Genomic DNA, 25,291 nt, shown 5'->3' on the forward strand with positions numbered 1-25,291 from the left:
TAGATTTTATGGTTAACGAATATGTGCTTTAAATGTTATCTCTTGGTCCATATAAATTTACTCCGATAAGTTTGAAGTACAGTAAAGAAAATCGTTGGAGTGTAATTGAATGTATCGATAAAATGCCTTCACTACAAAATGTTGGTCAAGGAGTGGAAAATATAGACTTAGAGGGAATAACTTATCTTCATAACCCTGGAAATTTAAGTCAATTAAATAGTGCAAAAGAAGCAGAAGAACCTCACACTTTGGTTGACAACATGGGAAATGTTTTTGGACAGTTTGTGATTACAAAATTAGAAGAAAAGCAAACATCATTTTTCCCTTGTGGATTGCCGAAAAAAGTTGAATTTAATTTAAGCTTGAAGCGTTATTCATGACTATATACTACTTAGCAAAAGAAAATGATATGCTAGACTATATTTGCTGGAAGCACTATGGATTTACTTCAGGAGCAGTAGAAATAGTATTAGAAGAAAACCCTGGACTTGCAGAATACGGAAGCTTTTTGCCTGCAGGATTAAAGATAAAGCTTTCTACTATTAAGAAAACAGTACAAAAGTCAAAATTAAAGGTCTGGGAATAAATGCAGCCAGATTTTATAATAGATAAATGTGAATCAATTAAAGATAGAATTATATCATTGCGCCTTACCGATGAATCTGGGACAATAGACGATGTAGTTGAAGTGTGTGTTGATTACAGAGATGAAAACTTAAATATTCCGAATGAATTAAATATCGCTTTGGGTTACAGAGAAACCGGAGTGATACCTATGGGTATATATACAGTTAATGAGATTACGGTGCAGAACCCACCTAAGACTTTACTTATAAAAGCTCATGCAACAAACTTAAAATTATCATTAAAGGAGAAAGTATCTAAAGAATGGCATCAAATTACTCTAGGTAACTTGGTTAAGGAAATAGCAGAAAAGCACGGATATGGATGCAGAGTTGCAGAAGAATTTGAAAATGTGTTGATTCCACATATTAATCAAATAGAAGAAAGTGATATAAGTTTATTAACAAAAATAGCAATAGAATATGAGGCAATTGCAAAGCTAGCTGGCGGATACATACTCTTTATTCCAAAAGGCAAAGCAAAGTCGGCAACTGGAAAAGCTTTAGGAACAACAGCTATTAAACCTCAAGACACGATAAATTGGAAAGTGCATTTTACCGTAAGCAGGTACAACTCAGTGATTGCAAAATGGCATAGCTATGAAAGAGGTGAAACTATATCAGAAACAGTTGGCTCTGGTAGTCCAAGTTATACTATACAGACGCTTTACTCTAATGTAGAATCAGCATTAAGTGCAGCAAATGCTAAGTTAAAACAATTAAAGCGAAATAATGCAGTATTGGATGTCACTATGCCTGGTAATCCAGAACTATTTGCAGAGGCAAAACTTAGCTTGTTAGGATTTCATCAAGACATAGATGGTGAATGGGTAATCGACAGAGCAGAACATGTGTTAGATAGTTCAGGTTATCGCACTGTGTTATCAGCATCAACGTTAAAGAAAAATCAGTAAAACAAATGTTTAATATTGAAAAAAGTATTGAATATGAATAGAGACTCAAGAAATAAGCTACATTTTCGGTGGTGTATAACAATGATAATATGTGTTGTTATTACCTATTGCTATATGAAAACAAAAGCTACAGATAATTATAAAACAATGTTGCAAGTTGCTTCTAAGAGCTGCAGCCTAGAAGTAGTGAAATTTTCAGTAAAAAACCTATTAGATATTAATACACAAATTCCTATGATGAGAGCTTTGCATTATTCATCTGGTTCAGGGTGTCTGCAAGTTGTAAAGTTCCTTGTAGAGGAAGGAGCTGATATAAGTGCCACAGGTGGATATATGGGATGGACAGCCTTGCATCATGCTGCAGATCAAGGACATTTAGAGGTTGTTAAGTTTTTATTAGACAAGGGTGCAGATCCCACTGCTACAGCTAAAGATGGAAGAAGACCTAGAAATATGGCTGTAGTGGAATCAAAGCATAACGAACGAAAGCAATACAGAGAAATAATAAAGCTACTTGCAGAAGCAGAGGATCAATACGAATCAACAAAAAGTAATCACTAAAGCTATAAGTTTTCTATGATCTGTATATAAACTTCCAAAACTATTCATAATAGATTAATACTTTCACATGAAAAAGCAAAAAGTTCCAGTTACAGTAATTATCACGTTATTAATCCAAACAGTAGCAATCATATGGTGGTTATCCAAGTTAGACTCAAGGGTACAATTTCACGATAAACTTATTGAATATGGTTTAATGGAAAAAGTGTTAGTACTTGAGGAAAGGGTGAAAAATCTTTCTGAGGAATTGGATGAACTTAAATGTGTGATTCATAGAGGTTATTACAATTGACTTGTCAGATTGAGTCTGAACTAGTTGGCTTGTTAAGAGATTTGCATTTTTGAAGTGATTGTAGTCTCTGATTGTGTTTATAATTTTGCATGACAAATGACTCTTTTGATAAGATATAGTTTCTTTGCACTTCACTTAAGCAAGGAATCGTATTTTCCAGTTCCTTATATTTTTCCCAAGGAGTTTTTCCTTGAAGAGCACTATGAGGGCGGTGTTTATTATAATACTCTTCCCAATCCCTAAGTTTAATTTGCAATTCAGAGCTCTTGATGGTAACACTACTGTAAAACTCATCTAAGTCTGTACGCTGTGCTCTTTCCACTTTACCATTTAAGTGTGGGGAAAACGGCTTAATAGGACGAAATTTAATTTTCCATTCCTTCAAACATTCTTGCACCTCATAAGCAAAAAATTCTTGCCCTCTATCAGTTTGAATCCTTTGGCAATGGAAAGGTATTCTTTCTCTTAGTTGTTTTAGGAAATCTAAAGTGTTTTTTGAAGTACGTCTTGAATATAATGCAACAATTTTATAACGTGTACAATCATCTATAGCAGTATATTGATAAAGCCCTGACGATATTTTGCACACATCCATCTGCACACGCTCTCCAGGTACTTTACAGTTATAACGCTTGACCTGTTTGCGATAATGACGTTTAACATGCAGAAGACTTACACCATGTTTTTTGAAAATTTTGTGTATAGTAGCCAATGACAAGGATAAATCATATAGACGTCTTAACTCGGTTTGAACACGCCTTGCCCCTAGCTTTCTAGTTTGTCTTAGATGAAGAATAAGCTGCTCATCTGATTCATTGATCTTTTGCAAAGGTGAAGTTTTAGGCTTACTACTGAGATCTACTAATCCTTTTTCACCTAACTCTTCATAACGTTTGTACCATTTACGTAAGGTAAAACGTGAAATACCATAATGCTGACATACCTTTCCTGCATGACCCAACTCTTTGTATAGTTTTATCCAACTCAGACGTAGTTTAACCCTAGATTAACTAATTTATCCTTTGCAATTGTAATAAGGTCTATAAACTACTGCAAATCCAAATTTCTATTTGATCTTACATTCTTATTGTAATAACCTCTATGAATCACACAACTTAAAGCTGATTTAAAGTAATTATTCTTCTACTTTTGGTGTATAAGGATCAGATTGAGATTGACGATCCTTCCAGTTTTCGATGTATTGCTCAACTAATTGAGGATCTCCTGTTATAATCAGTAGATTCTCAGCATTTCTTTTCTGCGCAGAGTCAGAGAAATTAAATGACCCGGTTATGATTTTTTGCTCATCAATAATCATAATTTTACTGTGTGAAATTGCAGGTTTATAGTCTATGTATATCGGTATTTTTTGCCTAAATAATTCATTGATGACACTATATTTTGATCTGACCTGTGATTCATCTAGAATAACCTTAATATCAACTCCACGCTTTTTAGCTTGAACCAAGGATTCAGCAATAGGCTTTGAGGTAAATTGGTATGCCTGAACCAACACGGATTTTTTAGCATGACCCACAGAATCAATTATTAGATTGGTGCAATTTTCTCTAGGAGTGAAACATACAGTAGTACTTGGACAAGAAACACAACCTGATAAAAGCAAATAAGTTAAAAAAATCAATAAATATCTAAACATGGCCAAATATATTCTTTCAGTCGACGGTGGAGGCATAAGAGGTATTATACCTGCTATTGTTCTAGCTGAAATAGAGTATAGAACAAAAAAGCCAATCTCTCAAATGTTTGACTTAATGGTCGGAACTTCTACAGGTGGTATTATCGTTGCCGGGTTATGTAATAAACAATACTCTGCTCTCGACTTAGTTGATCTCTATCAGAAAGACGGGCCACATATCTTTAAGTCTTCATTTTTTAGAAGATCAATATTTTCCTGGCTAAATTGTGCACAGTATTCATGCAAAAATATTGAATTCGTTCTGAATAGATATTTTGGTGATTCTACTCTTGCAGATGCAACAAATAATTTAATGCTTACAAGCTACGATATTAAGAACAATTATCCCTTCTTCTTTAAAAGCTGGAGAGAAGATAGAAATTTTATCAGGCTAAAAGATGCACTCAGAGCTGCAACGGCTGCACCTACTTATTTCATACCAAAACATCTAAAAATTGACCAGATAAACAGAGTATTAGTGGATGGCGGGGTGTTTGCCAATAATCCAGCGGCTTGTGCATATGCAAGTGGTAAGAGGTTATTTCCAAATGATGATATTCTACTGTTATCGATAGGTACCGGCAGAACAGATAGAAGCATAGAGTATGCCAATTCAAAGAGATTTGGAAAAATAGGATGGATAAAACCTTTGTTAAATGTGATGTTTGCCTCTGGACTGGACTGCGTAAATTATCAGATGAATCAAGTAATAGGCAATAGATACGTAAGAATACAATCGCAATTGAAGCTAGCGTCGGCTGACATGGATAACATTACATCAAAAAATATCAAATCTCTTCAACAAGAGGCAAAGGCAATGATAGAGGACAATCAGGAACTGATAGATAAATTCTGTGATGCTATATCTTGATAAGCAGAAATGCCAAATTTTGCATAGCTAACAAGGGTTTAGAATAGTTAATACATTAACCTCTTTTGCTTATATCTTTAACACAATTCAATTTTCACACTCATCAGCAGTTAGGCCACTTGCTCGCACAATAATATCAATAGCAACACCTTCCTTAACTAGATCTTTTGCAATCTTGATTTTCTCTGCTTTTTTAACCTTTTCTTTACCAGTTTGCATTCCTTTAGATAAAGATCTGGCTACCGTATCCAGTAATTCTTGATCCTCAATTTTTTCGCATTTACCTATAAACCGCAAAACTGGCTCATTTTCATATTCTGTTAGTCCAAGAGCTTTAATGTTAACTGATAATGTCTTTGCTATCTTATATAATATTTCAATTGGAATGTCTGTATATCCTCGTTCATAGTCGTGTATTTCTTTAGGTGTTGAACCGATTTTATTTGCCAAGTCCTCCTGAGTGTATTCCCGTATTAATCTCTGCTCTTTTATCCTTTTCCCCACTTTGTAGAGTATAGAATCAGTACAAATTTCTTTCTCTATATCATCATATTCGTAAGTAGATAAGCGAGTCACTTGGGAAATAATATCAACTGAAACTCCTTCTTTCACTAGATTCCTTGCTACTTCTATTTTTGCTTCTTCTTGGCTAATTTTCTCGCTAATATATACAAACCTTACTAATGGATACAGCTTCTTGCGTAATTCCTGATCCTTAATTTCTCTATGTATTTTTGTTAGATAGACTATTTCTTTATCCTCATCTTCGTACCAACCGTTTTCTCTTAGTACTGTTGGTTCTGGAAGTAGATCTACAACATTAACTGACAATGCTCCTGCTATTATATACGATTCTTTGATTGTAATAGCCTTGCACCCTAGTTCAAAGTTATGTATTTCCTTATGTGTTAAACCAATTTTTCTTGCTAATTTTGCCTGAGTATACCCTTGTACTATCCTACAACCTTCTATTTTTTTCCCTAGCTCGTAGCTTACTGAGCCAACATGCTCTGAATTATCATAGATAAATCCTCTAAAAGCTGTTTTTCCTACAGAAGCAACCATATATTCTATCACAAAAAAATCCACTATTGGCTAAGTTTTTATGAAATCACAAAAATTTCTCAATCATATAATTTGATAAGCCTGTCGTTTGCAAGATAATATCAACAGAAATTCCTTCTTTCACTAAATTCCTTGCAACTTCAATCTTCTTTTCCTCTCTGACCTTTTCTCTACAAACATGTATACCTTCAAATAAAGACTTGATTAGCACATTTCGTAATTCCCGACTCTCAATCTTTTTGTATTCTTCTATCAAATTTGATAGCTTTTCTTCCACTTCACTATCTTCATCTGATTCGGGAAGTAGATCTATGATACTGATTGATAATACCTTTGCTATTTCATCTAACATTTCAAGTGAAACAGCAGCTCTCCCTTGTTCATACTCGTATATTCCTTGATTTGTTATGCCAACTTTATTCGCTAAATCTTTTTGTGTATATCCTCGTATCAATCTCCACTCTTTTATCCTTTGCCCTACTTTGTATGGAACCGGAATTTTGTTCTCCTCATACTCACCAATAGATAAGTTAGTTGTTCGAGAGATAACATGAGCAGAAACTCCTACTTTCATCAAACCCCTTGCTACTTCCATTTTTACCGCTTTTCTGCTTCTTTCCTCACTCAAACGAATAAATTTGGTTAATAAATAAAATACCTCGCTTAATTCTTTATCCTTATACCCCTTTACTAAATTTAATATTTCTTCATCTTCAAAATATCTTTTTTCATTTGGTAGCGTCTCTCCACAAACTAAACCTTTAACATTTACTGATAATGCTTCTGCTATAGCATATAATTTCTTAATTGGAATTTTACGACTCCCTTTTTCATACTGCAGTATTGCCCAGTACTTTACACCAACCTTCTCCGCTAAATCCTTCTGAGTATACCCTCTCTCTAACCTCCAACTTTTCACTTTTTGCCCTACCTCACAGTCTAGACTTTTTTCCATACAAAGAACCATACATATAATATTTTCTACTATAGCTCAAAGGCTCCAGATATAATGGTAGACTCTGGAACCTTAAAATAAATGAATTAAAGCCCCCTAAAAGTTTCTTTACTATTTTCACGTACTTTATCTACCCATGAAGACAATTTTTCACTTGGGCTATCAACCTCCTTCATAAGCTGCTTGCTATTCCATATGCCACATCTCATAAAACTTCCCTTTTCTACTGCTTCTTTAAGTTTTACTCCAGCAAAAAGACAATTTTTTCCTATTTCTTCGCCTCTTTCTTGTAATTTAGACCACATTTCCTTGTTTTCTACTCTGACTTGTACTTGATCATATTTTTTTACATCGTGGTACAATATAATATTTAGCTTACCAATGCTTGTAGGAAATTCTAACATGACAGAGCTGCCATCTGAAATATCGGTATAGTTTCTTATACCTCCCTTCTCACTTTTAACTTCAACTGCATCATTGCCTATTTTTAAAATATTACTTCCTAACTCTCTCAGTATTTTGGCTACTTCTATTTTGCTATCTTCGGAAAATTCTATATACGATGTTGTATTGTCTATCTCGATATCTATTAATTCTCCTTCTTGCACAGCACTTTCGCCAGCTTTCTCTAGTTCTTCTAGTCTCTCATCTATCTGTGGCTGAACTTCTGGCTGTAGCTCATTATAGATTTCACCTATCAGTTTATTCTCCAATAAAGTATCATGAAACTCTGCACCGCTTAACATTAATTTACGTATTAGCTTTTTACGATCAGCCTTATCAAATTTATGAAAATGTGTACCTAATACTAGATATTCTGCAAAACTCCATTCCCCATCATTACATGCATTTAGCCTTGTTCCAGCAGCTAGTGCTTCGTCTACAGCCTTGTGCAGTTCATTTGGACTTTTTGCTCTTACCACAGCACTCTTAAACCAGCTCAACTTTTCACTTTCGCTTACACTTGGCTTTATTTTTTGCAAAGCTGAAGTGAATGGATTTAAATCTTCTGCTTGATCGTTTAAAGGTTTTGTGCCATAAACATAGTCAAATCCTTTCCCATAGTTGATTTTGTTTTCGCGAACTTCTCTAACAGGGAAAGGTGCTATTTCCTCAGGCTTTTTAGCCTTATTAATTTTGCTTACAAAGGTGTTAGTACGACCTATTCCTACAATAGCATTTAACACCTCACCTTTTGATAATCTATCAAGATCAATGTTTAACTCGTAAGTACCTCCTTCTTGATCATCAAAAGGTACAATTATTTTATTACTCATATTAGCCTCCGCTATTAAATATACTTTACTAAGTCTATAACCGACTTTATTACTTGATTATTAATTCAATATATACTTTTTCATTAATTATAAGTAATAATTAATGTACTTGCAAATACTTTCTTCATTCAAGTAGTTAAACAACTCATGAAAATCTTCAAACATCTGCTTATAACAGTCCTTGCTCTTTAAAGCTAAAATACCCAACACTTGTGATGATAATGTGATCCAGCAACCTAATCCCTATAGTCTGACAAGCTTTAGCCAAGTCTTTAGTTACAGCTTCATCCTCATCAGATGGCTTTAACCTTCCTTCTGGGTGGTTATGCGATATTATTATTGACGTCGCTTTTCTTATTAATGCTTTTCTTGTTACTTCTCTCATGTAAAAAGGTACCTTATCCACTGTACCAGTAAACACTTCTTCCCCCTTTAAACGGCACTTTTGATCAAAATATATTATTTTCATCTTTTCCTCCTCTGAATAGCCAATACTCACCCTTAAATATTTTACTATGGTTTCCAAGTTATCCATTACAGGTCCTTTCTTTAACTCTTCTCTTGGTACTCTCTTTGCAGCTTCCTTTAGACATAAAATTACTGCTACTGTAGAGTCAGTTATCCCTTCTATAGTTTTCAAGTCATCTATTTCCTGACCTAAAATTCCTCCTATTCCAAAACTATCTATTAGCTTTCTAGCAATAACTTGAGCTTCTTCCCTGTCATGCACTGCACTTAGAAACGTTTCTATTACTTCACGATCAAGTAGAGCTTTACCGTTGCTTTCTAATGCTCTGAACTCTATTTCTTCTCTACGATCTTTCTTATTATTCATAAAAATTACCCTTCACTAATAACAAAATGTTTTTATATATTTACTGCTGTTTTTTTGTCAGCATTGGCATAAAGCCATAGCTTTTGAGTGAAGTCAAATCAATTTCTCAATCTTTTTTACTTATTTTTTCATCAAAAAGTAAAGATATTAATAGATACTGATTTTTTATTTCAAATTTGTTGAATTTCGTCTAAAGAGATGCCCACTGTTTTTAAAATAATATTGATAGAAATTCCTTCCTTAACTAAATTCTTTGCAATTTTCATCTTTTCTACTCTCTTCACTTTCTCTTTGCAAACTTGTATGCTTTCAAACAGAGATTTTATTAGTACATGCCGTAGTTCTTGGCTCTTGATCTTTTTGTATTCTTCTATTAACTTTGATAGCTCTGCTTCACTATTCTCATTTTCTCTTGTTTCTGGAAGCAGATCTGTAATATTAATTAATAGTACCTTTGCTATTTCATCTAACATTTCAAGTGAAACAGCAGCTCGTCCTTGTTCATATTCATATATTCTTTGATTTATTATGCCCACTTTACTTGCTAAATCTTCTTGAGTGTATCCTCTTCTCAACCTCCATTCTTTTATTCTTTGACCTACTTTATACGGAATGGAAATTTTTTTCTCATCATTATCATATTCATCAATAGATAAACTGGTCGTTTGAGAGATAGAAACTCCTTCCTTAACTAAACCCTTTGCCACCTCTATTTTTACTGCCTTTCCACTTTCTTCTTCACTAATACGGATGAATTTAGTTAATAAATAAAACGTTTCACGTAATTCTTGATCCTTAATCTCTTTATGTCTTCTTACTAGATTCAGTACCTCCTCTTCCTCATACCTTCCCTCATTTGATACTTCTTGTCCGCAAGCTAGATCTCTAGCAGTTGTTGATAATGCTTCTGCTAATTCATATAACTTCTTAATTGAAATTCTGCGTGTTCCTTTTTCATATTGCAGTATTACCTGATATGTTGTTCCGATTTTTTTTGCTAAATCTTTTTGAGTATATCCCTTTGCTAATCTACGATTTCTTACTTCCTGTCCTATTACTTTGTAATCTAAAAAATTAGAGCATTTATTCTCTTTTTTCACATTTTATACTCCATAACCAGAAGAGCTATCACGTATACCTAATTGGGAACCTTTTTGACAAACTGAACTCATCTCCTTTCAAACAATTTTTCTATATCACTTAGTTTCATTTCTATATACGTTGGTCTTTCATGACCAGAATATGGAGTTTTCTCAATTTGTCTTAGTATCTCATTCATCTCTTCCAATTTCATTTTTCTTCCTGCTCCATGGCAAGCGATTGTGGCTGATATTTTATTCACCTTATCCTCTATTGACAACGTATCTTCCATTTCCGTTAACTTATCTACTATATCAACTAGCATCTCTTTTATATCTATTGTTCCCAAGATTGCAGGTATTTCTTTTATCGTTACTTTATCTTCTGATTGTATTTCAATATCAAAACCCATTTCAAAAAGCTCATCTTTATAAGTTTTAACCATCCCCATTCCAGCTTGGTTTTTAATTTCAACTGTTTCAGGAAGAAGTTTTTGTCTTTTTATGCTTGATTTTTGTTTTAAGCACTCATAGATCAACCTCTCATGAGCTGCGTGCTGGTCTACTATAATTAATTTGCCTTTAGCCTCAGCAATAATGTAAGTATTGTAGACCTGACAGCGTGCATATCCCAGAGGATAATCCTCTATTAAATCAATTTGCTTCCTTTCTAAAACCATCGTTCCCTTTTGGGGTGGAGATTCTCCATATTTAAACGTTTCTGGTAAGCTTTGCCTTCTTTCATCTGGTGCATTGAATTCTTTCATTAGACGATTTTCTAAAAGACTTGGTCTCTTTTCATAAAACTCTTTTTGATCTTTTTTCTCTTGACTATCAACCTGCTCTTGGCTTTTACTATCATTAAAAATTAGCTCCTCTTCAATACCTTGATCACCCACTGCAAATCTCGTTGATAGTGTTTTTATTATCCCTCTTCTCACTATTTCATATATTAGCCTTTTATTCTGAAATCTTACTTCTGATTTATTTGGATGCACATTTACATCTACTTGATCGTATGGTATCTCTAAGTGCAACACTGCAAAAGGATACCTCCCACTTAGAATAAAATCTTGATACGCATATCTAATTGCACCAATAAGTAGATTGTCTTTTATTGGCCTGCCATTAACAAACGTATAGATCTGAGTTGAATTGCCACGACTAATAGTTGGTTTACAGATGTGTCCCTTAAGTTTGATGCCTTCTTCTTCCTCTTTAACTTCCAGTGAATTGTTTTGAAATTCTTCTATTTCACATAATCTGTTGAACAGCGAAGTTTGCTTAACATATTTTAAGAGCTTTTTATTACCAGAAGTGAGAGTAAACCCAATACTATAATTAATCATCGCTAAGTTATTCACAATATCAACAATACTTTGTGTTTCTGCCCTTTCGGTTTTTAGAAATTTTAGTCTATTTGGAGTCGCAAAAAATAAGTCACGAACTTCAATATATGTACCCTGCAATAAAGAATAAGGGGTAATCTCTCTTATTTTTTCTCCTCCCTCATACCTTATAGACCATGCTTCCTTTGCTCCACTTGCCTTAGACGATAATTTCATTCTACTTACTGCTGCAATTGAAGGCAAAGCTTCTCCTCTAAAGCCAAGATGTTTGATTTCTATTAACTCACTATCGCTTAATTTTGAAGTGGCATGCCTCATAAATGCTAGTTCTAAGTCGTCCTTTTCTATTCCATTTCCATCATCTGTCACAGTTATAAGGTTACGTCCACCACTTTCTATTTTGATCTCTATCTCTGAACTTCCAGCATCTATTGCATTTTCTACTAATTCCTTTACTACACTTGCTGGCCTTTCGATTACTTCACCCGCTGCTATACGGTTTATTATTTTTGTATCTAAAAGAATTATTGCCATAGAAGCTTTGATTGAAAGTAAAATATACCCTTCATGACTTACTTTGTCTAAAATTTATATCTCTTTTTTGGTGTCTCTGATTTCTGTATTTTAGTTTCCTTCCTATAGCTTGCTTTCTAATTATACATATTACCCATTGTAAGCTTATACTATGTTGTAAAGCAGTTTCATCTAATTTTTGCCATGTTTTCAACCCGAATTCTGGATTAGATTTTGGCAAATTATTGAAAGTCTTGTCTTTTTTAATTAAGTCTGATCAAATTTAAAAGTGGCAGTTTATTGCGTGTTTCATGCTGCTAAACTATTAAAATTCTTAAATTTTACTGAATTATAGCCCTTCTAATAATAGTGGCAACAGAATAAAATAGAGATTTAGGGTAATAAGAAGGTAAAAGTGCCAGCAGCGTACAGTTATGACTTAAGGAAAAAAGCCATTCAGGCGTTAGATGAAGGAGAGAGTAAAACAGCAGTAGCAAAGAGGTTCAAAATCGGTAGAGTAACATTGTACAAATGGGAGAAAAGGCGGAAAGAAACAGGAATCGAAGAAACTGAGAAGTAGAGGCTATAATCATAAAATCACCGATTGGAATGCGTTTGCAGAATTTATAAAAAAACACGGCGGTAAAACACAATCAGAGGTGCTGAGGCAATATATAGTCATCAAACGATTCATACAGCTCTAAAAAAAGTGGATTTAAACGCAAAAAAAGACTTATTGATATAAAGAAAGAAATGAAGAAAAACGTGCTGAATTTTTGAAAGTCATATCGGCAGAGTCCCCTAAAAATTTGATATATTGATGAATCTGGTATAGAGAATACAGAATATACGGATATTGCAGAAAGGGAGAAAGGTTTCATACACTAAAATCAGGTAAGAAAACTCAGCATGATTGCAGCTTTAAGTAAGGGAAAAATCTTTGCACCTATGACCTTTGAAGGGTATTGTGATACAGAGGTTTTTAATGGCTGATTCGAGCAATTTTTGGTACCAATATTACAGTCTGAGCAAACAGTGATTTTGGATAATGCAACTTTTCATAAATCCAAGAAAACAAGTGAATTTGCCAAAGGTATTGGTGCAGAGATTCTGTATCTTCCTCCTTATTCTCCAGATTTTAATGAAACTGAGCATCATTGATTTGCTATAAACCCGAGCCAGAAACTCTGTTCAAATCTTTTCGTCAAGCTGTCGATTCTGCTTTTTTATGAAATGTTCTCACTATTGGGTAAAAAGCTATAACTCCTCATTTAGCTGTGGATTAAAAATTGTGGAACTTCTCTGACTTGCTTCTCTATTTCTTCCTAATTTGGAATTTGAACTTTCCGTAATAAAAATGTAGAGAACGGTAGAGAAAATAACCCCCGATTAATCTTGCAATATTCTTTAAAATTCAATGGCAAGTAGTTGCCTATCGATAAGCATTCATGCCCTCACCTGAATAACCTTTTTTTCCTTTTTCAAATACTGACTCAATTGTAATATTAGTTAAAGCTGTCTTTACATTTATTAGCTCTAATTTCTTTCTATCACTAAGCTTTCCTCCATTAATTCGGGTATCTAGTACGGCTATAAAATCCTCCTTTACGCTTTTTATTATACTTGCATCTTCTGCGGTAAGGCTTTCTCTAAAATTTATCTTACCTAATTCTTTTAGATTCCTTGATTGAAACTTATCTATATCTCCACCTATTCCATGCCACTCGTTTGCATACTTTGGAACATTTTGTGTATGACCTAGAAAATTTACGAGTTCATTATAAAGCTGTTCAGATTGTTTTACCATCTCGTGATTAATCTCACCAAGTCTGACTACATGCGCTGCATGAATTTCTCTTCCTTTGTTGCTACTCTGATCTTGAGACTTACTTGATCCACTTTTGACTACTTGATTCCTTAGTATATTTGTTTGTTCAGAAGCTCTTTGTATTATTCCACCAATACGAAAAAAGCGTGTAAAACGGTCTTCTAGGTGATCAGATACGTTACGTTCCCTATATTGATATTCTTCGTAATCAAGAAACTCTTCATTATCAAAGGATGACGATTCAAAATCATGTATTACCTTCGAACGCTTTCTTGCAGATGCACCACCAAACGCACCAAGAGATATAGGAAGCCGGTGCCAGCCTTGCTGAATGTGATACCGTATTCCTTTATCATGTTTAATACAATCAGCTACCTTATCTCTGAATCCTTCTGGTGATATTATATTTCTTAATCCAGGTATAGCTTCTGATAAAGCTTCATATAAGCAATTATTTTTTGATTCACTACTGTTTTCCGATGTGCTGCTTCCGCAAAATTCAAAATGATTATCTTTGAGCTCAAGAGGAATAATTATCCTTCCTGTTCCTTCTGATATAGATGAAAATTCTTGTCTTATACCACCATTTCCTTGAACAATAACGATTAGCCCTGGAATTACAACTCCTTGCTCTTTTAGTATCTTATATACTACTTGAGTACACGCGTTAACACATGTCATATCCATTGGAATGTTTTCTCGGACTATATCTGCAAGTAAGTCAGGATTTCTAGTTTTAATCATCAACTTTCGCAAATCTTTATGATATTTTTCCGTAATATGGTTTTCTGTTTTAGATGTATTGTCACATTGTTGTTCACTCTGTAGCTTTTCCTTGTGCTCCTGTTTCAATCCTTCAAAGCGCTCAAAATGCCCACTTTCTTTGTAAGACTGATATGCTTCTTGCACTTTTTTTCCAATACATCTAACCAGATGATTAGCGCCTTCTTTAAGGACAGGGCTCACAATATGCCGTGCTATAATTTGCCCAGCCTTTTCGCGAAGCAATGATTTCCACTGATCAATTACTCCTTTTTTAAAACTCTCATAATCTTTCTCCACTTCTTGTTTTTGATTGCGTTCTAAGTCTTTTTCCAGCTTATTTAGTCTACCTTTTATTTCCTGATCTAAGTTACCTAAAAGATTATTAGTAATCACTATTATATTGGCAATCTGAACAGAACGTTCTGACCAAACCATTATCTTACTAATAGCATGAATAGGTAATACCAGCTTATTACTTGTTTTGCTTCTTTTTTTAACAGCTTCTGCAATTCCTTGAGTTACACTACTAGCTATCTTGTTGGCAATAGGTAAAAACTCTTCCACATAACTTTGCCTAGTAAAGACACTCTTAGTTAAGTCACCTATAACTTTTTCTGCTCTTTCTCTTCCTAATACTTTATAGGCTTTTTCTAAACTTATAGAGATATTATGTTCTTCTACTTCGCGTTCAATATCTGACAAAATATCAGAGGCTATGCCTTCACATAGTGCTTGAAGGTAATTTTCAACGAGTGTATCAACTCCTGCATTAGCTAAGCCAAGCGCTAACCCTTCTATAGTTTTTAATGTAATACGCTTTGCAACTTCTTTTCCTACTACTTTCCAACCTGCAGTTTGAATCAGCTGAGTTCCGGACATTTCTGCTACTTTCTTACCAAATTCAAAATTAGGTCCAGCTAGTTTATGACCAAAACGTGATACCTTAGCACCTCTTGAAAGATAAGCTCCTATACCAACAGTAACAGCTGTCATCATTAAACTTTCAAGCTTATGTTGTCTATAATCTTCCCAACTAAAATGGCCTGATTTTAAAGCACCTGCTGCAAAGAAGAGATCATTTACACCCTCGCTAACAAATGCAGCACCAACATGGGTCATAATACCCACTGAATATAACTCTATAGCAGTACCTACAGCTATTTGGCTTACTCCCATAGCAGTTACTGCTACAGTGTTGATAAGCATTTCTTGTGTCCATTTCTTCTCTTCTAATTGTAAAAGTTGATCTAATCCATTGAGAAAAAAGACATGCACTTCCTCTATATTTGCAAATTCACCTTGACCACAAAACTCAGTTAGAGATTTTAGTTTACTATCAGGAACCTTTAAAGCTTTCAATGAACTTCTTGATCTTTTCAAGGTGCTAACAATATTTTTAATTGTATCTTTTTTCGCTAGTTGTAATTGATTGTCTAAAACTTTTTCCACTGTTTTATCAATACTTTGCAATTTGGTCGGTACGTTTTCATGGCTTCCTTCGGGAAAAAAGTTTAAAGGTTTTTGTCTTTTATCAGGGCTATTAATATAATAAAGATCTTGTACTAAAGATTTGCCAGCATTTTTAATGTTTTCCTTGCTAATAGCTCTAATACCCTCATCTTGTATAGACTGCATTGGATCGTACTTGGTAATCCATCCTTTCTCAACCAAGAAGCCAAAAAGCTTTTCTATACACTCTTCTTGAATGAGTGTACTTTTAGAAAGTATACATTTAAAATTATCTTTAGTCATTTTTTGACTATATATACTCTTCAACTTTTCCTCTAAGCCTTCATCTTTAGTTGCTACCATAGTAGTTCTGATAATTTTCTGTTCTAATAATTCCAAGACTAAACTTTGATGTGGTTTTGTTATTAATTGCAGACGAACAGGAAAGTTTTTTTCTTCTAGCTGCACTGCAATTTTTTGAAGGGCTATTCTATAGGTAAAACATGTAGATAATAGTCCTTTTAGGACATTCTCATAAACTGGACAGAAAGAAAGCTGAACTTGTTTGATTTCATCAAATTTGATCTTTAGTCCATAAGCATTATTTTCTGAGCCATCCTTTTTTTCAATGACCTTTTGTTTAGCTAGTTCTGCTAAAATTTTTTCAGCTTCACTTTTAGTGATATTTACTTTAGTAAAGTCTTCCAGAGTAATGGAATCGTAACAAGGAAAAGTCATAGATTCAATTTTACTTTGGTCTATATGCGCTTTTCTGTTAAATGAAAGTACTCCTCTCTCTTTCAATATTTTATATTTGTCTTTGCCTACAATCTTTATAAAATCATCTTTTTTAAAAATATTACCTTTATTTTTCTGTTGTGTAACCCATTCTACATTTAAAAGAATCTGTTCATTATTGAGCTCTAGAGTTTGCTTTTCTAACTCTTTTTGGTTTATTTTTCCAGTCAGATGATCCAATAATGAAGGATCTGTTTCTTTCAATTTTTCATTATTAACTACAACACACTTAACTTCTTCATTTAAGATTTTTTGTTTAATCAATGACTTCCAAAATGCTTCTCTGCTAGGCAATTGTACTTCTTTTTTTAATTCTTTTTGAAATTCTTTCTCATTAATTTCCTTCCCTTCATATTTGGAAAGAAAAATTTTTAATGTTTCAACTGATACTCCATAGCCAGCACTGATCACTTTTAGCTCTTCTTCAGAAATGCTCTTTTTTACTCTCGGCTTTTTTAGCATGCCCTTTTCAAGAAGATCCTTATATAGACTTTCAGCCAGCTCTTCCTTAATATCATTATTAGCAAAAGATTGTGGAGTAATAGTGTGTCCAAAAATATCATCTATAGACCGTGAAAACATATAATAAAGGTTAGCCAAGCTCTTTTGCTGTTCTTCATAAGCGTCGATTTGAATGATACTTTCGTTATTATTCTTCTTAATCTTACCAATAATACCTGCTGCATTGATAGCAAATTTACTATGCTCATCTAAAAGCCTTGCAGCTTCTCGCAATTCTTGCTTAAATTCTTTCAAAACTTTCTCATCTTCTTCTTTTAAAGGCTTTTGTTCTAAATCAACCTTCTTTACTAATGCAAATGCCTTGTAATAACGTGCTGCTTCAGAAAAATATGGCTCTTTTTTAATCACCTCATCAAACAGCTCAAGGGCATTTTTATGAGCATTTTTATGTTCCTCATTTTGAGAGAGATACTTTCCAAGTTTAATCATTTGAATTGGATTTTCTTTAACCCAGGCTAACCAGTTTGTGCTATCATATTCAATAATTAGAGTTGGAGGTCCTTCATACGAAGGTAACCACTTTTCGCTATACCCAGTGTCTAAATTCTTTAATCGTGAGATAAATTTGTCCAGTAGGTTGTAAAGATTTCTTTTATCCTGTTCACCTGTCAAATTTCTTACATATTTAGTGTGTTCATCTAACCAGAAAGCCCATTTGTCCAAGCAACTCTGCAATACAATTTCTTTAACTTCAGTAGGTACTTTTTTATCATCAAGGTCTTTCTTCAATTGTTCGTACTGCTCTTTGAATGCTTTAAAACAGCTTTCTTCCATAGTAATCTGAGTATCATAGTAAGCTTTAATGTCAGATATACGATGTAATTCTTCCACATCACGCTCTTTCTTTAAATCAAGTATTTTTGAGTTACTGTATTCTTGTCCTTTTGAATCCATGATGATTAACTGACCAGAACCCTGGTCTCCACTTCTTGCTGCTCGCCCAAATGCTTGCTGTTCAACTCGAATATTGCTAGGTAGGTAAGTTAAACAAACATGTAATCCTTCTGCTTTCCTCAATTCTTCTGTAATTTTTATGTCAGTTCCACGGCCAGCTAAGTTCGTTGCAATAATAATCTGTCCTTGCCCCAGCTCTTTGTTACCTTGAACAATTTCAAACCCTTTATCAAACTCTTCGTAATCTCTTGTATATGTATGAACATGTTTTGCATCCTTTCCTCCAAAAGCTTTGTATAAAGTCTCTACATCATTTACTGTTTCACAGATGATTAAAACAGATCGTTTTTTTTCCTCAGTTAGCCTTTTTGTTTCATTACATATGCGCTTTATCCATTCATCTTTGCCAGTACAAAGAATAGGTTTTTCCTCACGAAATTGCTTAGACTTGGCTGTAGGGATAGTTACAAAGTCTACCTCATGTATCTCCTGCAATAAATCTCTTTCTCTCTGTGACCCTAAAGTGCCTGTTAATCCATATAAGTTACTGTACAATTTAAAGAAAGAAACATTAGAGATAAAAACAGCTTTTAAGCTTTGTAAAGATAATTTACATCCATGTTTGAGTTGTAAAAATTGGTGTAATGCTTCATCCCATTGAGAATTAGCTTGATCTGTTCCTGTATCTCTATCAAGAATTGTAATATTAGGATTGCGATCTGGACTACTTCCGGTTTTATCTACATCCACTACATAATCCTCTCCTGCTTTCATGAAGAACGCGGTTATAGCATTATTAATCCAAGATTCTAAGTGCTGTTCAATAAACGGTCTGAGATTATTGGGAACATGTATAAATTTTTCTCTTTCAATGCACTCTTTTAAAAGGTAAAGAAAACGATCTTTGTAACAATTAAATTCAGGTGAAAGTACTTTATTAAGTTCATTGTCATTAATGTTTCCTTTTAACAATTTGCCCTGATCATCTAATATCTCAGTTTTGATTAAACGTTCCCACATAATATTTTTTTGCTGCTCGCTTAATTCAGACCCAAGCTTTCCAATATCTTCTTTTTTCACCAATCCATATAAGTCACTTATCACTGCTTCTTTAATTGCTTTAGCATCAAAAGCATAGCAAAGTTCTTTATTATCTCTAGCTGGTCTATTAATCCACTGCCAAATGTAAATGTAAACAGATTCCAGCTTATCTAGTCCTGCCAGATCATGAGATAAGTACAACATATTGTTACCTTTATCGAGCAACATACTATCTACTTCATCAACAATTACATTATTAAAATTACGATCTCCTAAAATATTTTTCCCATAAAATTTATCTAATAAATAATCGCGCTGGAAATTAGATAAATCACCATATACCACTTGATTATCTGAATATGCTTCCTTTCTTTTTTCAATATCTTCACTACAGTTATGTGATACATTAATACCAAATAAACTATAGATATCTCTATTATCCTCAGCATCACGTTTTGCCAATACAGAAGAACTAGTTATAACATCTACTTTCTCTCCACAAAGTGCTTTCATAATTGATGCTGCTACTACAATTAATGATTTTCCCTCTCCAGTAGACACTTGTGCTAGGGTGCTGCGATCATTTGTCAATAACGCCAATACAGTTAATTTTTGAGTATCACGAAGCTTAAATACTCTTTTTAGTTCTAATTCTTTTTTTAACTCTATTGCTCTATATATTACAGCAAGCATTTCCTCTTTTACATCTTGCTTTCCTTTACCCATATTGCTCTGAAATTCTTTTACCCAATTTTTAATATCATCTTCCGTAAAACTACCTATAGGTTTTTCAGCAGTTATATACTTATCAATACTTTCAATATAATTCTTAATTTTTGGCAATTTGTTTAAAATTTCTTTCGAAGTATTAGCATTACTTTTAATTAGTTCAACTAACTGAGTTATCTTCCGTTCTTCTTTATTAGCAGTAAACTTCTCCTGCATTTTCTGTGCCCAATCATCAATTCTACAACTGTTAAGGGTATTTAACTCTTCTGTACTTAAGTTCCATTTTTCATTATGAAAATTAGATAAAATGTTAGTAAGCTTATCAGATGACAATTCTTGTTTTTTCTTTTCTAGAGCCTCTATAAATTTCTCCGATAAAAGAGCGCCAAAAATATTCTCTATAGATAAAAGATAGTAAGAAGCTGTTGGTAAGTCATCCTTTTGCCAATCTACTAATTTTGATAGCTTGCATGTCCAGTATTTTTCTTTCAGTGCATAAGGCCACTCAGATAACTCTAGTCCTTCTAAACTAACTGTTTCATTTGGAATATTACTTAATAAATGCAGAATATCTTCAATGCATTGAGCAGAAATAGGATTGCTTGATTTATGTTGATCCAACTTTACTTTAAATAACAGTAAAACGTCCTTACTTTCTATTTTCGATAAGTACTTTCTCCATTCAGGTTTCTCTATTAATGTTTTTTTGAAATAATCTTCGAGTTGTAATAACATCAATTCATCTATCCAACTCTTTTGAGGATAAGCTGCAACTATCCAACAAAAGATATTCAATTCTTTTTTATCTTCAATAACAGAAGTTAGAATTGAGTTCACTAAACAATATAATTCTTGAGAGGATACATGTCTTCCTTCGCTAGAAAAGCTTTTCAACATGTTATGCAAAATTCCTTGCTGCCCAATATATTGAGATGTAATTTTGTTCAATCGCTCTTTTAACTGTTGTTTTTCCCCTTCAGGAAAGTATTCTATAATTTTTTCTATATCTTCCTCTTCATTAAAATATTGTTCATCTTCTGAAGGACTGTTATTAGATAAAAAAGCTTTATTCTTTAAGTAATTATCAAATTCTTGTTTTTGTTTAAATGGTTCAATTTCTATAAGAATCCTTGCGTAAAAATTATCTTTTTTCTTACGCTCTTGCTCTAACTTTAAGTAGTTTCCATCTATATTTAATTGTATAAATTCATTATCTCTACATAATATGTGGATAATTTGCTTAGATGAAGGATTGTGATCACCTTGCAGAAACAATTTATTATCTTGATTTTCAGCGTATAATCTAATATTAACATCGAAAATGTAGGCTAATAATTCCCTATAGCTTTCTGATAATAAGCCTTTTTCTTGAATATAATCATCGTATTTCTGAAGAACAGCTTGATCTTTGCAACACTCTTTCCAATCATATTCTTGTCTAAGTTGATTATTAAAACGATTATAAAGAGCCTTCAAAAAATCGTCTTTTTGTATTTTTTCTTCTAGCTTACTTCTTAGAGATTTATCTTTAATACTTTCAATCCATAAACCAAATACTTCTGCATGTCTTGGCTGGGATAGCTCTCTTTTAAACGCCTCAAAGAATATATTCAAACTATGTTCTTGATCTTTTAGAAATTTTTTATGTTTGTTATAATATTTTTTAACATCTGTATGTTCCTCTTCTAATTTTCCTACTTCTAAAACAAACGCTCTAATTGAGTATTTTAAAGCTTTATTCTCTGTATTCTGTAATTCTTCTTTACCGAATTTAGAAATTTTCTCATGTTGTTCTGTACTATTTTTATAAAGATATTGATTCAGAGTTCCTAAAATATGGTGAGAAATATTGTTATCATTTCCTTTTGCTTCAATGAGATATCTTGCTGCATTTTCAGGTGTTAATTCTACATTATTTGTAACCTCCTGATAAGGTGGTAATTGCTTTACAATTTCTTGCAATGTAGCAAGTCTATACTTATCAATCAAAAGCTTCTCTATGTCTTGTAGCTCTGTATTATTTTGTAAGCTACTCGTTTCAGGAGGGCTACCTTTTAAGGTTTCAAAAACTAAAAATAACTGACTAAGCTGAGATAAATTAAGTTCTGCCTTTTTTAACTGAAACCAATTGTCTAGCAGCAATGGTTCTTTTTTTAGCTTATCAATAAAACTTTCAACATCAATAGTCTCTCTGTAAGTGATACTAGATGTTGTAATAAAGACATTATTATGATGCTTACTTTTACTCTGGTAAGAAGAATGACGCCTAATTCCTAATTCTGTAGTTTGCTTTTCCTGCTGTTCTTGATTTTCAGTGATCGCTTGTAAGGCTTGTTGTTTAGTATTTTCTAAATCAGATCGTAAGTTCTGCAGTGTATTTTTTTCCATAGAACTAAGATGATGAGAATAATTAGCTAAAATGCTGCTTTGTGAAATGTTTTTTTTCCTTACAGCTTGTGCGTGATGTTGTCGCTCACTATTCTGTCTAGTACTCTTCCTTTCTTCATACCTTTTTTGCTTTTTATGCTCAATCTTAGAAGGTTCCAGTTCAGCATATATATCCCCTTCACCTTTACGTTCTTTATAGGGACATCGTATACGTTTTGATGAATTATCACTATAGTATTTTAACTCAACTTTACTTTTTTCTTTTACACCAGGAAATTTAGGCCATTCTTCTGTAAAAAACTCTGAAACCGAATAGTCCATATAACCCATATCCCAGCCATTTTCTCCATGATTACCATATAAGCCTCCCTGTCCTTTTTCTCCTTCTTTCCCTTGCTTAACTTCTCTTATAGTATTGAATTCCTGGCTGCTTTCTGGGTTTTTTACTGTTATTCCTCCAGCATATCCACCTTGACCACCTAATCCATATTCTCCACCATGTCCTCCAGGTTGCCCTAATGATCCTTTGTAAAGCAGAAAAGCTTGGCAATTTGTAGTCTTACCTCCACGTTCAAAAGAAAAGATAATCTCGTTTTCTTGATTCGTCATTGCATTTATGAAAATATTTCCCTCAAAAGGGCATTTCTCTGTGCCCCCCCTTCCATAACTTCTACCATGACGTTCTTTTGTTTCTTTAGAATCTTTTATAACTTCTTCAATAATTTCTTCATTAAAAGTCACATCACGTTTAAAAGGGAATGCGTCCCGTTTGCTTTCATACCACTCAGATATTATGACTTGTGAATCTTTTTTAATGTTATTAACAGTTTTTAATATATTATTTGCTCTGCCCACGTGGGTAAATTTAGCAGCCGGAGGAAATTTTTCTTTAAATTCTGCCTTCGTAATACCTACTCCATCCTTACCATCTCTTCCATTTCCACCATCTTGTCCTTTACTACCCTTACCACCATTTGAAATAATGGTAAAATTTTCCGGATTTTCTATTTTCTCTACTAGAATCAAGACATTGCCACCACTTTCCCCAGGATAACCATCTGTCCCTTGTTTACCATGACCATCTTTTCCAGTACCTGCATTATCAGAATAGGTATGATTGTTATCTTTCCCAGATACATTCCAGGTTACTTTATCATGTACTTTTATTGTTTTGGTTAAAACAACTACATTCTTTCCGTACCAAACTTTATTTTTAAAATCTGCATCAATATGTATAACATCAGCGCCAACAAAGCGTACTTCCTCTATATTTGAATTCTCTGAAAGTGTATTTTCTAATTGCCATAAAATTTCACTGACAACAATGTTCTTACCTGTTACTTCAACAACTAATCGACCATCTATTCTTCTTTCTTGTACTTCTACTGGTTTTATATAAGCACCTATAACTTCCTTAAACTTGTCTATTAAAAAAAGATCTTCTTTCTCCTTTAAGCCTTCTGTCACTTTTTTCAAAACTATAAGATTTTCACCATAAGTATCTACTTCAAGCTTCATAATATTATTGATCAACTTATCAAACGATAAATCACCACGACAAAAGTCTTCTAATTCTAGTTCAACAATAATTGATTGAAGATTTTTAGAGGAACTTAAAAAGTCAACAAAAGTTTCTAGAAAAACTAATTCTTTTTCAGCAGAATCACTATAGGCAACTATTTGTTCCAAGCACTCTTTTTTAAACCGACTTATGAAAACTTTTTCATCTTCTTTCCTAACCAATTTATAGTGCTCCATTAAAAGGGTGTAATACTCAAGTTGGTTTAAAGGATTAGGAATCTGGCTAAAACCCTGTATGTCATCTAGTGAATTAAAAATTTCTTGAATAACAGTACGGCTTTTACTTTCAGTCAGTTCTTTTAGTAAATTTGTTGTTTCTTGTAGCCAAAGCCTTGCGCAATATTTTATATATTTTCTCTCAATATAAGCATTGTCAATAGTGCTAAGCGATCTATGAAGCCTTTCTTCTATATAATCTTTAACTTGTACTAAATTACTTCTATACTCTTTAACTTCTTTGCTAATAATATCTTTTATCTCCTGTTTCTTATCACTATGTTCCTTCGTTGCATTTACAGTTTTTTTGAGATTGTCACTAGTTCTCTTATATCGTATACTCAGTGCAGGTTGGCCAGCCAATTGATACACTTGACCTAAATAGTCAGACTGCTCTGCAGTAATGAAAGTATTTTTGTACTCAGGTACAGTAATTGCATCTTCTAGCATATTAATGACTTTTAACAGCTGAATATTTTGAATCCGCTGTCTATTCTCAGCAGAGCATTGTTGCAAAGGAACCTGATTTATACTACCTAAAACAATACATAATTTTGTGTACTTTTTGAATTTATTAAAAGTGCTATATTTTGTCAGCAGATCTTCTTGCTGCTCATGTATTTTCTTTACTTTTGTCAAAAACTTTTTAGCATCATTCTTTAATTCTTTTGTCCTGTCTGAATAGCCTTCTCCAGAAACTTCAGCAAGCTTCTCTAAACATTTTTCTAAACATTGTTTTACGCTTTCTAAGTTAACCTTATATTTATTAAACAGCTCATCATTATAGTAGCACGCAAGGTTATAATAGTGGTAAGCTAAACGCTCATAATACTGTGAATAAGACCAAGAATTAGTATTTTCTCTTATGTCCTTCCTTAGCTCTCTATACCGTTTATTTAATTCTTCTGACACGTTTGCTAGCCAAGGCTCATTTCCTACCCAACTCCCCAAAGAATTTAAATACTGAATAGCTTGCTCAATATTCAAAACAGAGCTTACATTTCTTCCACTGTCACTAATCTGTTGATTTTGAACATTAAACATACATAA

General features: G+C 33.3%; 14 protein-coding genes and 2 pseudogenes. 7 read left to right on the forward strand and 9 right to left on the reverse strand.

The annotated features are described in order from the left end of the window. The first annotated feature begins 32 nt into the window (after window positions 1-32). From CAI20_RS06405 to CAI20_RS06425, 5 genes are all read left to right on the forward strand, one after another. Window positions 33-380: a phage tail protein gene (locus CAI20_RS06405; RefSeq protein ID WP_149168987.1), complete on the forward strand. Its 348-nt coding sequence runs from the start codon at window positions 33-35 to the stop codon at window positions 378-380. Next, complete coding sequence (locus CAI20_RS06410) at window positions 377-586, forward strand: tail protein X (RefSeq protein WP_149168988.1); 210 nt, start codon at window positions 377-379, stop codon at window positions 584-586. The genes CAI20_RS06405 and CAI20_RS06410 overlap by 4 nt, the downstream gene beginning before the upstream one ends. Next, a complete protein-coding gene (locus tag CAI20_RS06415; RefSeq protein WP_149168989.1) occupies window positions 587-1,537 on the forward strand; it encodes a contractile injection system protein, VgrG/Pvc8 family in 951 nt (316 codons plus the stop codon). Between the two features lie 81 nt (window positions 1,538-1,618). Next, complete coding sequence (locus CAI20_RS06420; protein ID WP_246111596.1) at window positions 1,619-2,098, forward strand: ankyrin repeat domain-containing protein; 480 nt, start codon at window positions 1,619-1,621, stop codon at window positions 2,096-2,098. A gap of 67 nt (window positions 2,099-2,165) precedes the next feature. Beyond that, a complete protein-coding gene (locus CAI20_RS06425; RefSeq protein WP_149168991.1) occupies window positions 2,166-2,390 on the forward strand; it encodes a hypothetical protein in 225 nt (74 codons plus the stop codon). A 4-nt stretch (window positions 2,391-2,394) separates the two neighbouring features. Here CAI20_RS06425 and CAI20_RS06430 read toward each other — a convergent pair. Both CAI20_RS06430 and CAI20_RS06435 read right to left on the reverse strand, forming a co-directional pair. Next, window positions 2,395-3,390: pseudogene (locus tag CAI20_RS06430) on the reverse strand (IS481 family transposase); the annotation flags it as partial. A 135-nt stretch (window positions 3,391-3,525) separates the two neighbouring features. Next, window positions 3,526-4,047 carry a phospholipase D family nuclease gene (locus CAI20_RS06435; RefSeq protein WP_167495311.1) on the reverse strand — a complete coding sequence of 174 codons (522 nt, stop codon included), beginning with the start codon at window positions 4,045-4,047 and terminating at the stop codon, window positions 3,526-3,528. Here CAI20_RS06435 and CAI20_RS06440 point away from each other — a divergent pair. After that, window positions 4,046-4,957, forward strand: a complete 912-nt coding sequence (locus CAI20_RS06440; RefSeq protein WP_149168993.1) for a patatin-like phospholipase family protein — start codon at window positions 4,046-4,048, stop codon at window positions 4,955-4,957. The genes CAI20_RS06435 and CAI20_RS06440 overlap by 2 nt on opposite strands. 87 nt (window positions 4,958-5,044) lie before the next feature. On the opposite strand, the gene wmk (CAI20_RS06445) is transcribed toward CAI20_RS06440, so the two are convergent. The 6 genes from wmk (CAI20_RS06445) to mutL all read right to left on the reverse strand — a co-directional run bounded on the left by wmk (CAI20_RS06445) (window position 5,045) and on the right by mutL (window position 12,051). Next, window positions 5,045-6,022 carry a WO male-killing family protein Wmk gene (gene wmk, locus CAI20_RS06445; RefSeq protein WP_149169018.1) on the reverse strand — a complete coding sequence of 326 codons (978 nt, stop codon included), beginning with the start codon at window positions 6,020-6,022 and terminating at the stop codon, window positions 5,045-5,047. 46 nt (window positions 6,023-6,068) lie between these two features. Beyond that, the gene (gene wmk / locus CAI20_RS06450) at window positions 6,069-6,977 is read right to left on the reverse strand and encodes a WO male-killing family protein Wmk (RefSeq protein WP_149168994.1); all 909 of its coding nucleotides are present in this window, start codon (window positions 6,975-6,977) and stop codon (window positions 6,069-6,071) included. Window positions 6,978-7,063: 86 nt separating this feature from the next. Then, complete coding sequence (locus CAI20_RS06455) at window positions 7,064-8,254, reverse strand: hypothetical protein (RefSeq protein WP_179951425.1); 1,191 nt, start codon at window positions 8,252-8,254, stop codon at window positions 7,064-7,066. Window positions 8,255-8,423: 169 nt separating this feature from the next. Then, the gene (locus CAI20_RS06460; RefSeq protein ID WP_149168995.1) at window positions 8,424-9,089 is read right to left on the reverse strand and encodes a JAB domain-containing protein; all 666 of its coding nucleotides are present in this window, start codon (window positions 9,087-9,089) and stop codon (window positions 8,424-8,426) included. 170 nt (window positions 9,090-9,259) lie between these two features. Beyond that, a complete protein-coding gene (gene wmk / locus CAI20_RS06465; RefSeq protein ID WP_149168996.1) occupies window positions 9,260-10,189 on the reverse strand; it encodes a WO male-killing family protein Wmk in 930 nt (309 codons plus the stop codon). 68 nt (window positions 10,190-10,257) lie between these two features. Then, window positions 10,258-12,051 carry a DNA mismatch repair endonuclease MutL gene (gene mutL, locus CAI20_RS06470; RefSeq protein ID WP_149168997.1) on the reverse strand — a complete coding sequence of 598 codons (1,794 nt, stop codon included), beginning with the start codon at window positions 12,049-12,051 and terminating at the stop codon, window positions 10,258-10,260. Between the two features lie 394 nt (window positions 12,052-12,445). Here mutL and CAI20_RS06475 point away from each other — a divergent pair. Then, window positions 12,446-13,262, forward strand: a pseudogene (locus tag CAI20_RS06475) (IS630 family transposase). Window positions 13,263-13,462: 200 nt separating this feature from the next. On the opposite strand, the gene CAI20_RS06480 reads toward CAI20_RS06475, so the two are convergent. Next, window positions 13,463-25,285, reverse strand: coding sequence for a DEAD/DEAH box helicase (locus CAI20_RS06480; RefSeq protein ID WP_246111597.1), 11,823 nt, complete (start codon window positions 25,283-25,285; stop codon window positions 13,463-13,465). Window positions 25,286-25,291 lie beyond the last annotated feature (6 nt).

It is taken from the genome of Wolbachia endosymbiont of Chrysomya megacephala, assembly GCF_008245065.1.
Taxonomy (GTDB): domain Bacteria; phylum Pseudomonadota; class Alphaproteobacteria; order Rickettsiales; family Anaplasmataceae; genus Wolbachia.

Coding starts and splice junctions, on each gene's coding strand:
- CAI20_RS06405 (WP_149168987.1), top strand. CDS start 33: ATGTTATCTCTTGGTCCATATAAATTTACTCCGATAAGTTTGAAGTAC.
- CAI20_RS06410 (WP_149168988.1), top strand. CDS start 377: ATGACTATATACTACTTAGCAAAAGAAAATGATATGCTAGACTATATT.
- CAI20_RS06415 (WP_149168989.1), top strand. CDS start 587: ATGCAGCCAGATTTTATAATAGATAAATGTGAATCAATTAAAGATAGA.
- CAI20_RS06420 (WP_246111596.1), top strand. CDS start 1,619: ATGATAATATGTGTTGTTATTACCTATTGCTATATGAAAACAAAAGCT.
- CAI20_RS06425 (WP_149168991.1), top strand. CDS start 2,166: ATGAAAAAGCAAAAAGTTCCAGTTACAGTAATTATCACGTTATTAATC.
- CAI20_RS06440 (WP_149168993.1), top strand. CDS start 4,046: ATGGCCAAATATATTCTTTCAGTCGACGGTGGAGGCATAAGAGGTATT.
- CAI20_RS06435 (WP_167495311.1), bottom strand. CDS start 4,047: ATGTTTAGATATTTATTGATTTTTTTAACTTATTTGCTTTTATCAGGT.
- wmk (WP_149169018.1), bottom strand. CDS start 6,022: ATGGTTGCTTCTGTAGGAAAAACAGCTTTTAGAGGATTTATCTATGAT.
- wmk (WP_149168994.1), bottom strand. CDS start 6,977: ATGGAAAAAAGTCTAGACTGTGAGGTAGGGCAAAAAGTGAAAAGTTGG.
- CAI20_RS06455 (WP_179951425.1), bottom strand. CDS start 8,254: ATGAGTAATAAAATAATTGTACCTTTTGATGATCAAGAAGGAGGTACT.
- CAI20_RS06460 (WP_149168995.1), bottom strand. CDS start 9,089: ATGAATAATAAGAAAGATCGTAGAGAAGAAATAGAGTTCAGAGCATTA.
- mutL (WP_149168997.1), bottom strand. CDS start 12,051: ATGGCAATAATTCTTTTAGATACAAAAATAATAAACCGTATAGCAGCG.
- CAI20_RS06480 (WP_246111597.1), bottom strand. CDS start 25,285: ATGTTTAATGTTCAAAATCAACAGATTAGTGACAGTGGAAGAAATGTA.